General features: G+C 30.2%; 14 protein-coding genes. 5 read left to right on the forward strand and 9 right to left on the reverse strand.

Annotation, left to right across the window (positions count from 1 at the left end):
• Window positions 1–361: 361 nt before the first annotated feature.
• The 5 genes from Tmeso_RS10375 (at window position 362) to Tmeso_RS10395 (ending at window position 4,854) form a co-directional block, all read left to right on the forward strand.
• Window positions 362–1,072 carry a copper amine oxidase N-terminal domain-containing protein gene (locus Tmeso_RS10375; RefSeq protein WP_099190901.1) on the forward strand — a complete coding sequence of 237 codons (711 nt, stop codon included), beginning with the start codon at window positions 362–364 and terminating at the stop codon, window positions 1,070–1,072.
• Between the two features lie 107 nt (window positions 1,073–1,179).
• Window positions 1,180–2,193: a metallophosphoesterase family protein gene (locus Tmeso_RS10380; protein ID WP_187296315.1), complete on the forward strand. Its 1,014-nt coding sequence runs from the start codon at window positions 1,180–1,182 to the stop codon at window positions 2,191–2,193.
• A gap of 276 nt (window positions 2,194–2,469) precedes the next feature.
• Entirely contained in the window at window positions 2,470–3,930 is a 1,461-nt protein-coding gene (locus tag Tmeso_RS10385) for an AAA family ATPase (RefSeq protein WP_099190905.1), read from the forward strand.
• 13 nt (window positions 3,931–3,943) lie between these two features.
• On the forward strand, window positions 3,944–4,186 hold the full coding sequence (locus Tmeso_RS10390; protein WP_099190907.1) for a hypothetical protein: 243 nt from the start codon (window positions 3,944–3,946) through the stop codon (window positions 4,184–4,186).
• An 11-nt stretch (window positions 4,187–4,197) separates the two neighbouring features.
• Complete coding sequence (locus Tmeso_RS10395) at window positions 4,198–4,854, forward strand: OLD family protein (protein WP_099190909.1); 657 nt, start codon at window positions 4,198–4,200, stop codon at window positions 4,852–4,854.
• A gap of 161 nt (window positions 4,855–5,015) precedes the next feature.
• Here Tmeso_RS10395 and spoIIE read toward each other — a convergent pair whose 3' ends face one another.
• From spoIIE to Tmeso_RS10440, 9 genes are all read right to left on the reverse strand, one after another.
• Window positions 5,016–7,385 (reverse strand): stage II sporulation protein E, encoded by a 2,370-nt coding sequence (gene spoIIE, locus Tmeso_RS10400; RefSeq protein ID WP_099190911.1) that lies wholly within the window; start codon window positions 7,383–7,385, stop codon window positions 5,016–5,018.
• Between the two features lie 89 nt (window positions 7,386–7,474).
• Window positions 7,475–8,392: a Ppx/GppA phosphatase family protein gene (locus Tmeso_RS10405; RefSeq protein ID WP_099190913.1), complete on the reverse strand. Its 918-nt coding sequence runs from the start codon at window positions 8,390–8,392 to the stop codon at window positions 7,475–7,477.
• Complete coding sequence (locus tag Tmeso_RS10410; RefSeq protein WP_099190915.1) at window positions 8,392–8,706, reverse strand: FtsB family cell division protein; 315 nt, start codon at window positions 8,704–8,706, stop codon at window positions 8,392–8,394. Before Tmeso_RS10410 ends, Tmeso_RS10405 begins: the two co-directional genes overlap by 1 nt.
• A gap of 15 nt (window positions 8,707–8,721) precedes the next feature.
• On the reverse strand, window positions 8,722–9,129 hold the full coding sequence (gene yabQ / locus Tmeso_RS10415) for a spore cortex biosynthesis protein YabQ (protein WP_099190917.1): 408 nt from the start codon (window positions 9,127–9,129) through the stop codon (window positions 8,722–8,724).
• A gap of 2 nt (window positions 9,130–9,131) precedes the next feature.
• Window positions 9,132–9,389, reverse strand: a complete 258-nt coding sequence (yabP, locus tag Tmeso_RS10420; RefSeq protein ID WP_099190919.1) for a sporulation protein YabP — start codon at window positions 9,387–9,389, stop codon at window positions 9,132–9,134.
• Between the two features lie 77 nt (window positions 9,390–9,466).
• Complete coding sequence (locus tag Tmeso_RS10425) at window positions 9,467–9,709, reverse strand: RNA-binding S4 domain-containing protein (protein ID WP_099190921.1); 243 nt, start codon at window positions 9,707–9,709, stop codon at window positions 9,467–9,469.
• A gap of 60 nt (window positions 9,710–9,769) precedes the next feature.
• Entirely contained in the window at window positions 9,770–10,048 is a 279-nt protein-coding gene (locus Tmeso_RS10430) for an HU family DNA-binding protein (RefSeq protein WP_099190923.1), read from the reverse strand.
• A 116-nt stretch (window positions 10,049–10,164) separates the two neighbouring features.
• A complete protein-coding gene (gene yabN / locus Tmeso_RS10435) occupies window positions 10,165–11,613 on the reverse strand; it encodes a bifunctional methyltransferase/pyrophosphohydrolase YabN (protein WP_099190925.1) in 1,449 nt (482 codons plus the stop codon).
• 37 nt (window positions 11,614–11,650) lie between these two features.
• The gene (locus tag Tmeso_RS10440) at window positions 11,651–13,243 is read right to left on the reverse strand and encodes a putative polysaccharide biosynthesis protein (protein ID WP_099190927.1); all 1,593 of its coding nucleotides are present in this window, start codon (window positions 13,241–13,243) and stop codon (window positions 11,651–11,653) included.
• Between the last annotated feature and the right edge of the window lie 15 nt (window positions 13,244–13,258).

The raw sequence follows: 13,258 nt of genomic DNA on the forward strand, positions 1-13,258 counted from the left end.
TGTTAGCTAAGTTTACTATTTGTTGCTTAAATTCATCTGTATATCTTTTATGTTTATTAGACATGATATCTCCTCCGATTTTATTTAATTAATATTATCATGTCCGAGTATTTATTGTCTAATTAAGTGTAGCCTATCCAAGTTTTAGGATATTTCATAAGGCATAATTTATAGTTCTATGAAAAAGTCGACTAAGTAGCGGTATTTCAATAAACTATATTTTTCGCTCAACCACCAAAACAAAGATATATCCACTTTTTCCCTGATGTTTTTATGTAAAATAATTCAAAATACCCTTTTATTATAGCACAGTTTTACGATATGCTATATATATACGTTAAACTAAGAAGGAGGTAATTAAATGAAAAAAAGAATTTTATGCTTAACGTTCATACTGACACTAATATGTGGCACTCTAGCATTCTCAAGCGGATACTCTAAATCTATAACTGCTTATTTCTATAACATAAAAGTATCCTTAAACGGAAAAACACTTAATTTCTCAAACGAGCCTTTTATATACGGAGGTAATGTATACGTTCCTCTAAGAGATATATCAGAAGGCCTTGGAGTTAATGTTGCTTGGGATGATAGAAATAAGACTGTCTATATTCATAATGACTCTAGTCTAGGAAATACTAACAGCTCTTATGAAATAGAAATGCTAAAGAACCAACTTAAGGCTAAAGATGCTGAAATTGACAGACTTAAAAATGATGACGATGATGATGACGACGAAGATTTAGAAGACTTAGAGGATAAGCTAAATGATGATTACGATGAATACACTAAGGGATACGGAACACTAGAGTTTGATTATGATTTATCTCAACTTTCTAATGACGATATTAAGGTTAAGATGACTGGAGACTTCGAAAGAACATCTAGATACTGGAGTGACCGTGATTATTCAGAGTTTAGAGACTTTATAGAAGATAAAGTATGTGATGAAATAACAGACGAGTTCAGAGAAGATATTCAAATATACATATACGATGAAGATGATAAAAAATGTGCTGAGTATGAATATGACTACAGTGATAGAGAACTAGATAAAGAATATGAATACTAGAAAAAAGCTGCTCTTTTGAGCAGCTTTTTTTCGCTTAAACACTATCTACCACTTTATCTTATCCGCATTTAGTTGTACAATCTATATTATGAAAGGAGATGTTCTCTTTGGACTACAACAACCTCACATTAAAAGGAAACGACAGCATAATAAGAACTTTATTCTTCACAGACTGTCATGTAAGCGGAAGAAACCCTAGAAGTAGAAAAGACAACTTCCTAGATACAGTTCTAGACAAGCTTAATCAAATAAATGATATATCAAAAACAAGAAACTGCGACTTCGTATTATTTGGAGGAGACTTATTCGACAATCCAAGTGTTTCAAATGCCGTAGCTGGAAGAACAGCAAAAATACTTAGAGAATTCAATAGAATACTAGGTATAGCTGGAAACCATGATTTGTTCGGTAACAACATAGATAACATAAAATCAACACAACTAGGGCTATTCGAAAAAGCTGGACTTATAGACCTTATGTACAAAGGAGAAAAACTTATAATAACCAAAAATGACCTTACTCTCCAAATAACAGGAACACCCTCTCACTTTGGAATAGACCATGATGATATAAAAGAAGACTACGTTGTAAATACTAAAGATGCAGATAAAGCAATACACATAATACACGGTATGCTTATGGAAAAACAACTAAACCCTCATATGAAAGTTGTGACAATAGATGAAATAAAAGAAACCAAAGCAGATTTAACACTAACAGGTCACTACCATGCTGGATTTGACCCTATAGAAGTAAACGGAAAATACTTCTCAAACCCAGGCTCTCTATCCAGAGTATCTTCAGACAAAAATGAAATAAAAAGAAAAGTAGGAGCATTATATATAGAAATATCAAAAAATGATATAAAACTAGAATTCATACCTCTAAAGCAACAAAAAGGAGAAGACGTATTAGATAGATCTCATATAGAAGGCTCACAATATAAAGAAATCCAAATAGAAGAATTCATGAGAGAAATAAAAGTAGCATCAACAATAGAATCAATGGACATAACCAGCATAGTAAAAAAAATAGCATCTAATAAAGAACTAGAAAAAGAAGTGGTAGATTATGCACTTACAAAGCTATCAATAGCTGAGGAAAGCTTATCAAGCGAATAGTTAAATCCTTAGTCTATGCTTAACGTATATACTTGAAAATGACGCTTATTAAAATGTTAGCTACTTTTTGTTAACCTTTTTCTATTAAACTTAGATTATACCGTTATGATATGCGTTAAGAAACTTCGTATGTTTGACCAAAGGGAGTTTACGAAGTTTTAGCATATAATATAAGGTATAATCTGTAGTTTAATAAAAAGGTTGACTAAGTAGCGTTATTTTAATAAGTGTCATTTTCCAACTACCACCAAACCAAAAAACAAGGAGGCTTTCGAATTGAAATTTATAAAACAACTCCACATTCAAAACTTCCAAAGCCATAAAGACACCACCCTAGATCTCGTAAACGGCCTCAACACGATAATAGGTGAATCCGACAAAGGAAAATCTGCTATTATAAGAGCAATAAGATGGGTTATCCTAAACGACCCTCAGGGAAACAATATGGTAAGCCAAGGAACTAACGAATGTAGCGTAACACTAACCCTTAGTGATGAAACTAAGATAACTCGTACTAAAAAACTAAGTGGAAAAAAGAAAATAGTATCTAAAAATACATATAAAATAGAATATCCAAACGGTGATATATCAGATAACGAAAACTTCGGTGTAGACTCAATACCGGAAGTTCTTGAAGCCTGTGGAGTAAATATACTTAAAATAGATAAAGACTTAGTTGAAATACCAAATTTCTTATTCCAACTAGACCCACCATTTTTGATATCATCAAACGGAGCACAAAGATCAAAAACAATAGGTAAGCTTATAAACGCAAACTTATTCGACTCATCAATAAGAGACATAAAAGCTGACATACTAGATATAAACAAAAAAACAAAAGAAAAATCTAATGAGTACGAAGTTTTAAACGAAAAATTAAAACAATACGAAGACCTTGAAGAAGAAGAAAAGAAACTCTCTAAAATAGCTCAATTTATAACAGAAGCTGAAAAAATAGAGAAAAACATAGATACTCTCAAAAGATACATAACCTCACTACAAAACATAAAACTACAAAAATCAAAATGCAGCGAAGTTATAGACAAGCTGTCTAATATAGAACAAACACAACTTAACATAAAAGACTTAGAAATAAAACACAAAGAATCTCTAAACCTTCAAAAAACATCAGCTTCTTTGAAATCTATAACCACAAACAAAAACTTGCTTAAAGATACTATAATTAAACTATCAAACATAGAAGAAGCTGAAAAAATAAACAATAACTTGATAAATACAATAGATAAGTTAAGTAAAATACAACTACTAAAAAATAAAATAGACTTTTTAAACAATAATAATAAAAACTTAAAAATAACACTGAAGAAATTACAAAACATAGACAATATAAACGAAACATACTTGAAACTAGAAACCCTAAACTCAAAAACTATATCTCTACAAAAAATAAACAGAGATTATAAAATAATATCAAACGAAAAAACTAAACTTAAAAACAACATAACCAAAATGCCAGACTTCAACACAATAGAAAGACTACACTCAGAATATACAAATATACAAACTAAAATAGAATCACTCAAACAACTAAACACAAACTTTAAAGACACAAAACTAAGGCTAAAAAAAGGCTCAGACTATATAACAACAGTCCAAGCAGGACTAAACGAATGCACCCAAGCATACTCAGACATGCTTAAAAAAATGGGAAAATGCCCAACATGTTTTAGTGATATAGATAACACGACTACAGAAAATATAATATCTAACTTATAAGGAGGATTTTAAAATGAACGAAAAGCAATTGCAAGAACTTAAAGATAAAATAGAAAAAGGCAAAATGACAAAATACAAAGCAGAAACAAGACTTGAAGAACTTGAAAAGCAAGAAAAAACCTTAAATGAAGAAATAATATCTCTAGGATATGATCCACAAAAACTGGACGAAATAATATCAAAGCTTGAAAATGAAAAACAAGAATTAATATCAAAGATAAACGAAATGCTTCCCGATACAATACCTAATATCTAAGAGGTGATTATATGAGTTTAAATGAAATAAAAGATAAATATGCTAGATATAGAGACTACATAGTCTACAAAAAAACAATGAAATCAAAGCTAGAAGAAGACATGAAAACTATAAAATTAAAAATAGAAGACTTTAGGTCTCAAGAAGAAACTTTCTTAAAAGCTAAACTGTTACTCGAAGAAAGTTCAGCATTTGCTCGTGAACAAGTAAAGCATAAATTCGAAGTAATGGTAACTAAGGCACTTCAATTCGTAACAGGCGAAAACATAGAATTTAAAATAGAATTTGAACAAAAAAGAGGACGCCCAGAGGCATCCTTTAATGTTATAAGTCAAATAGATGAAGATACCAGTATAATAAATACTCCAGAAGACAGTCGTGGCGGAGGCATAATAGACGTAATATCTCTTACACTTAAATATTGTATGCTTCAAACCCACAAACCTATGATAGAAGGGCCTTTCATATTGGATGAACCTGCAAAGCACGTATCAGAAGAATACATTATAAACGTAGGTAAATTCTTAAAAGAAATAAACACAAACTTTAATAGACAAATAATAATGGTTACTCACAATACCCACCTATCCGAAATATCGGATAAGAGATATGTAGTAACCATGAATAACGGAATCTCTCATGTGAATGAATACAATGTGGATTGTTAATAATCCACACATTTTATCCACATTATACACAAGCACCTGTGGCTAAGTTTATAACTAATAAACGTAATATTATATGCATAATATATAAAAATTATTCCCAAACATATCCACAGTTCTATCCACATTATCCACAAAATCTATGAATATTTAGAAATTTCTTCTTATTTTCTGTTCTTCCATATCTTGGTAACTATAACAGTCATATCATCTTGAGCTTTGCCATCAACAAGCTCAAGTGATTTGTCTAATATACACTTTACAATTTCTTTTGTACTCTTTTTGTCCATCTTCTCTATAATTGTGTACAACCAATTTTCTCCTAATTTTTTATCTTTTCCAGCGTCTATTATTCCATCTGATACTGTTATTATTATATCTCCTTCTCTCACACTTCTTTTTTCTCTGTCTATTTTTATTTCAGATACTATCCCAACCGGAAGCGATGAAGATGATATAACTTCAACTCCACCATTCTTTCTTTTAATAAAAGATGGACACGCACCCATCTTGACACTCTCTAAGTTTCCATTATTCAAATCTATAATATTTAAATCTAGAGTTGAAAATATTTCATCTGACGATTTTAACATTAGCATATTGTTGATAGTTTCTATACTTATTTTCTCATCTATCTTTGCTTCTAGCATTTTTTCTAATATTTCTATTGTAAGTGCTGATTCTTCAGATGCCTTCTCTCCTTTTCCCATTCCATCACTAAGTACAGTCATATACTTTCCATCTGATATCTCCATGTACGTATAATTATCCCCAGATATTATATTTCCATCCTTAGATAAATAAGCTACATCAGTTCTAGCTGTGTACTTTTTGAAATTAACAAGCCTTATGTTACAAATATTATTCATAGACCTGCACCCAGTCTTATAAGCTGATACCTGTTGTCCTACTGCTCTTGATACAGCATTTATTAACTTTTTTTCACACAAATCTCCATTATAACAATTATGTCTTTGTATATTTATTTCAAAGTTATCATCTCTTTTAATATAACTTATCTTATCCACCTTTACATTTTCCTTATCCAGTTCAACTATTATGTTGTTTTCCATATCCATATCAAAGTCCATACTATTATTTATTTCAGTTGAAACATTCTCAATAGAATAAGCAATAGATTTTATCTGGCTGGATACTAGCTTTCTAGTCTCACAAAGTTTCTTATTCCACTTATAATTTAGCATAAATAAATCAAAATAATGATTACATGCTTTTATTACTTCATCAAACTTCATACAATCTCTTTCAAACTTAGACTTTACATAATTATTATCTATCTTCCCATCTTCCTCTATATGATTTAATATGTCCGTAAACATGCTATAAGTCTTTGTAAACTTTAAATTCCAACATCCCCTCTTCATAGGACAATCAGAGCAAACATCGTGAGTTACCATATCTATAACACTTGCTATATCCCTTTGGTCTAAAACCTTGTCCTTTTCTCTAACTTTATCAAAAGTGACTCCAACCTCTTCATAAGCCTTATATACATCTTTAAGCCTTGTATTCATTATTTCTTTTACCCTGTTTATATAGTTAATAGAAGATTCCTCACTACCCAAAATTCCTTTAGTAAATTTCTCTATGTACTTTAATCTATCATCAGGTATCATAAGAAATATTAAAGAAGATATGGCTATTTCTCTAAGGCTTAGCAAAAGTTCACTACTTCCTCTTGTATATATAGTTATTATACTCCACCCCATTATAAAGCCTAATGTAGTTGCATACTTGCTTACTTTTCTAAATAGTCCTGCTAAAAGCGCTGAAAATCCATATATTCCTATATACATAGGTGATGATATTGTATTCATAGTAGTTATTATCCCTATAGTTATACCACTTGCAGATCCAAGAGCTGGTCCTGATTGATAAGCCACTACTATTATTATTAAAAATGATAATACACTCTTTAATGACACTTCAAACAAGCTTATATTTGATATTCCTGTTATTGAAAGACCTATTATTATAGATAACGCTATAGTCTCCTCACTGGATATATTCCTTCTTATAGACCTTTTTAGAATAAGAGGTATTCCATATGAATATATATATATAAGAGAAGATACAGCCAGTCCTTCTATCATAGAAACTAATACATCATATATATATATATCCGTTAATAAAGAATATGCCATACCGCTTATAGCTGTTATAAAAAAACCTATAATAGATACTCTAAAAATATTATCATGGTACTTTGATATAAATGACGATATGAAGTTTATAAATAAAAGAGTTATTATGTACCTTAAAGCATGAGGCCCTGTGTGACTTAAAATTATCCCTACTGATATAGAAAAAAACACTGGCATCTTATACTTTTTATATGTACACATATAAATAAAATAAGCTATACCAAAAGGCCCTAGATTGTCTATTATAACCGCTCGTCCGAGCAAAAATCCTATTACACATAAAAATATAGCTGTATTATCAACGTTCATACCCTCGGATATCTCATTGATATATCTTCTTCTATATGAAGATATCTGTGGTCTTTGCATAAAAAAACCTCCCCCTCACTTAATACATTTGATTGTATCAAAGCGATAGAAAGGTTTTTGTCATAATCAGTAATATTGCATTTAGAAATTTAAGACATTCTTTTTAGCTTATGACAAATTAGACCTTCTAAATTATCAAATTCGCTAACAGTTATATCCTTTATTCTTAAATTTTTTATTATAATATTTAAGATTAACGCTCCAGCAGTTATTATATCCGCTCTTTTTGGCTGAAGACCGTTTAAATTTCTTTTTTCTTTTACAGTTAATTCTTTCAAATTACGAAGTATTTCTTCTATATCTGTGTCTAAAATAACACTCTTATGTATCTTGTGTGTATCATACACCTTTAAATCTTGATGTATTGCTGATAAAGATGTTATAGTTCCTCCTATACCAACAACTTTACTTATATTAAAATTGCTTATCTTCTCTATAGTATCCATTATAGTACCTTCTATATAAGTTGTGGCATCTTCAATCTCTGAGCTATCTATAGGGTCTTTAGTTAAAAATTTTTCGGTCATTCTAAGAGCTCCTACATTCTCACTCTTAGTAAACTTGATTCCCTCAGCTTTATTTCCAACTATAAACTCTGTAGAGCCTCCTCCTATATCTATTACGAGAATATCCTCATCTATTTCCTGTACAACACCTAAAAACCCAAGGTCTGCCTCATTATCCCCACTTATTATTTCAACTAGAACTCCACTCTTATCAAAAGCCTTTTGTAAAAAGTATTCCTTATTTTTACTATCTCTAAGAGCAGAGGTTCCCATGGCAAATATTTTTTCACAACCATATTTTCTGGCTATATTTGCAAATTCATGTAGTGCATCTACATTTCGCTCTATTGCCTCATCTGATATAATTCCTTCTTTATCAACATTTTGGCCTATTCGTGTCGTATTTATATATTTTTGTCTATTAAAAAATTTACCTTCTACATAATCTGCTAATAAAAGTCTCATAGAATTAGTTCCTATATCTATAGCCGCAATCTTCATTAGTATCCCTCTCTTTTGTTAATATCTATATATATGATTTCTCCTGGTTTTACCATTTTAAGTCTTTCCCTAGCAATCTTTTCTATATAATCATCTGTTTTGTAATTTTCAATTTCTTTTTTAGCTTTTTTAATATTTTTATCTTCTTGTTTTATCTGCTCATTCAAAACCGTTATCTTTTTTTTATATTCTCTTATAACCATGCCTTGATTTATTACACTATAAACAGATGAGCATAATATGAACAATACAAACAACTTAAAACCTAATACATATATATTAAACTTCTTCTTTTTAGTTTTTCTATCTCTCATTTTATCCTCCAAATATCATCTTTTTTTAAACTGCTTAAATCCTATATACATTATAACATCAAATGCAAAGTGAATAGGATATATTATCAGATAATATAGGTTTGTTATTATGGATATTATAGTTTTTATAAGTTTACACAAAAACTTAAGTATATATTTACTCACAGTATTAAAGTAAATAATAACACCAACTATAAACCCTGTAAAATTATAATATCTAAGATCGTAAGAATTAGCTCTATGAAGTATTAAAAAACTTATTATAGTTATTATTACCCAAAATAAAATATCCTCTATACACCTTATAATCTTATTATTGTTTATGTTACACCTTATCCCTCTGTAAAAATCATATATTATTCCCATTAAAATCCCACCATAGACAGTAACAAACAGTATATATATCTCTTCAGATGGATACATTATTATTTAAATAGCTTCTTTAAAAAGCCTTCTTCATCCTTTTTAGATATTTTTGAATAAACTATAGAATTAATACTTCCCTTTATATTTACCATACCGTCTTCTATACTTAGTTTGCCCATGTCTAGGTTTTCCCCTTGTATCGATACATCTCCAGAAACAGTTCTTAACTCTATCTTAGTATCATTAAAAGAATAAATATGTTCAATCCCACACAATTTTAATTCTTCTCTATTTTTCATATTGAGTAAATGATCCATAAAAAATCCCTCCATATAAAACTTAATTGATATAGAATTAACTTCTATATATTAAATTTATGAAGGGAACTTAGTATTTATTCTATAACTTCATACATTTCTTTTGCATCGTTTTTAAGTACATGCTCTTTTATTTGAGTTACCTTAACAGTAGTAACTTTTTCTCCAAATCTTATCTTTATAATATCTCCAACACTTAAAACAGTAGAAGACTTAGCAACCTTATCATTTATGCTTATAATTCCCTTATCACAAGCTTCCTTAGCCACAGTTCTTCTCTTTATAAGTCTTGAAACCTTAAGATACTTATCTAATCTCATAACGCACCTCCTATATCTTTATATTAAAAAAGTGTGGAATATCCACACTTTTTTAATATACTACTTATTTACAGTATCTTTAAGACCTTTTCCAGCTTTGAAAACTGGAGCCTTAGATGCAGGTATTTCTATAATTTGCTCTGGATTTCTTGGGTTTCTACCTTGTCTTGCAGCTCTTTCTCTTGTTTCAAAAGTTCCAAATCCAACTAATTGAACTTTGTCACCTTCAACTAATGCTTCTTCTACAGACTTCATAAATGCGTTAAGTCCTGCTTCTGCATCCTTCTTAGTTAATCCACTATATTCAGCCATTTTAGCTACTAATTCAGCTTTGTTCACAGTAACTACCTCCTTATGTATTTTCTTTTTTATTTAAATTTTAAATAAATCACATAAACTTTTAATTCTAGCTTTTCTTTTAAATTCCTTCTTTGTAATAAAGTTTTAATCTTATTCTAGAGTTTCTTTGCTTTATTCCAAAGTTCATCCATTTCCTGAAGCGTCATATCTTCTAGTTGTTTGTCCATTTTTATAGCGCTCTGTTCTATAAAGCTGAACCTTCTTATAAACTTTTGTACCGTTTTATTAAGAGCTTGTTCTGAATCTACCTTGAGAAATCTTGCCAAATTTACTATAGAGAATAACAAATCGCCTATTTCTTCCTCTATGTATTGTATATTGCCAAGTCTACTCGCGTCAACAACTTCTTTGTACTCTTCTTGTATTTTTTTGTACACATCTTCGATATTGTCCCAATCAAAACCTACAAGAGCTGCCTTTTTTTGTACCTTAGTAGACTTTATAAGAGCTGGAAGAGAGTTAGGTATTCTTTGCAAACTTTCAGTTATAGTAGTTTCTCCTTTTTCCTCTTTTTTAAGTTCTTCCCATTTCTTAATGAACTCTCCTTCTTCAAACTCAGCGTCTGAGAATACATGAGGATGCCTAAATATAAGCTTTTCACATATAGCTGTAGTTACATCATTAAAATCAAAGTATCCTTCCTCATTGCCTATTTGAGAGTGAAATACTACCTGTAAAAGTACATCTCCTAATTCTTCTATTAATTCATCTATATCATCTTTTTCTATGCTATCTACTACTTCATAAGCTTCTTCAATTAAATATTTCGTAAGAGTTTGATGGGTTTGTTTTTTATCCCAATCACATCCACCTTCTCCTCTTAGAGTCTGCATTATACTTTGAAGGTCAAATATATCCTTATACTTCTTAACAGACGCTATTGGAACGTATAAGCTAGTTAGATAGTCGAATTCATCTAATCTATCTAGCTCATAAAGCTTTACCTTATGCTTTTGCTGGATTTTTTTAATACCTGCTCCTTTTACTATATACACATCTTGTTCATCGTCATAGTAATTCATAAGGTTTAATTTAACCTCTGATGCTATAAACTTATCATAAACTTGAGTTATTATCAAACTTGAATCTATATCTATTTTCTCATTTTTTATATTAAAAGCATCTACAAGCTTAAATCCATGTACAGGATCTACCTCTAAAAAATCAAACATAGCATCAACAAAACTCATAGAAGGTATTACATTTATATCTATATTATTTTCATTAGCATAAACCTGTATTAATTCAACAGTCTTTTCTGCAACTCTTGGATGACCTGGAACAACATATATTATATCGTCAGATTCTGCTTTTTTTATTATATAATTACTTATATTTTTATATACTTTATCGAAATCCTTTTCCCTATCATAAAAATAATCAAGTGATTCAAATTGTATTCCCTCTTTTATCAAATCATCTACCACAGGATGCTTATTAGTTCTAAAATATATATTAGATCCATTCTTTAACTTATTATAAGCTCCAAAGCTTAATAAATCAAACTCTCCTGGACCTAATCCCACTATATGAATACTTCCCATATTTTCACCTTCTATACATTTTTACAAAAATATTATCCTACATCAATTTAGTCTTATGAAGAATCTTATAAATCAACTTTCCTTTTGGCATCATCAAAATCTCTTGCTTACTAATCGCCTTTGTCAAAAGAAGCATTACTGCGTATACAATTCCTGATAAAGTTATAGCTCCAAGACATGATATAGAATTCCCAAAGAACCTATATAAAATATTATATGTAAATATAGCACATATACTCATTATAATAACTGATATCAAAGGTTTCAATACAAAATCTTTAAAACCAAACTTTATATCTATGTTTTTGTTCAAATAATAAAAATTAAGTATAGTCGCTACTATGTATGCAGCTACAGTTCCAATAGCCGCCCCATTAACATTGAACCATGGTATAGGTATTAACGTATAACTTATGATAACCTTTAAAATAGCTCCTATAAATAAATTTATAACTGGAATATAAGCCTTTGCCATACCTTGAAGTATACCCGTTAAAGTTTGAATTAAACTTAAAAATATTACTCCCATAGATAAAAACATTAGTATTTGCCCAACTGAAGATGGCTCTTTTGGATAAAGCATTTGCATTATAGGAGTTGATAATGATGCAAGCCCAAATCCTGCCGGAAGACCGATTAAAAGAGCTACTCTAACACCAGCTTTTATATCTGTCTTTGCTTTATTCATATCATTTATAGCAAATGAATGAGATATAACAGGTACAAGACTCATAGATAAAGCCATAGTAAGTACTTGAGGAAGATTGATTAAAGTTGCCGCCATTCCTGTTAATTGACCGTAAAGCTTGGTAGCCTCCAGATATGTAGCCCCTCCATCTTGGAGCCTCCTCATAACCATAGCAGCATCTATCATATTCATAATAGGCATAATAGCACTTCCTATAGTTATAGGTACAGCTATTATTAATAGCTTATTTATTATTTCTTTTGTACTTTCTATTCTTTTTGAAGTATTGTATTTTAATTCTCTTTTTATCTTCTTGCTATTTATTATGTAGATAACTATCATAAATAAACTTCCAACAACCGCTCCAGATGTAGCTCCAAATGAAGCGCCAGCCGCTGCATGCTCAGTCCCCTTTGGAAAAAATATCCATGCTAAATACAGACCAAGACCCACCCTAAAAAACTGTTCAACTATCTGGGATATAGCAGTTGGCGTCATATTCTGTCTTCCTTGAAAATAACCTCTAAATCCAGCCATTATAGGTACAAATAATAATGCAGGAGATATAGCCATCATAGAATAATAAGCCTTTGGGTTTTTCATATATCCTACTATATAATCTGCTCCAAGAAACAGTATGCTAAAGGTTACTATACCCGTTAATATAAGGGCTATAAAAGATACTTTAAATATCCTATGTGCTCCTCTATAATCATTGATAGCTATCTTTTCTGATACAAGCTTTGATATAGCTGCTGGAAAACCAGCAGATGATATGGTAAGAAGTAAAACATATACAGGATATGCACTTTGATAGTACCCCATACCCTCTGATCCTATTATATTTCCAAGAGGTATTCTAAAAAATGCTCCAAGTATTTTGACAATTATACCCGCTACAGCCAATATAAAAGCTCCTTTTAAAAAGGAATTTTTGCTCATATTAAACCTCCATTT

The sequence above is a fragment of the Tepidibacter mesophilus genome, assembly GCF_002724055.1.
GTDB classification, from domain to species: Bacteria; Bacillota; Clostridia; order Peptostreptococcales; family Peptostreptococcaceae; genus Tepidibacter_A; species Tepidibacter_A mesophilus.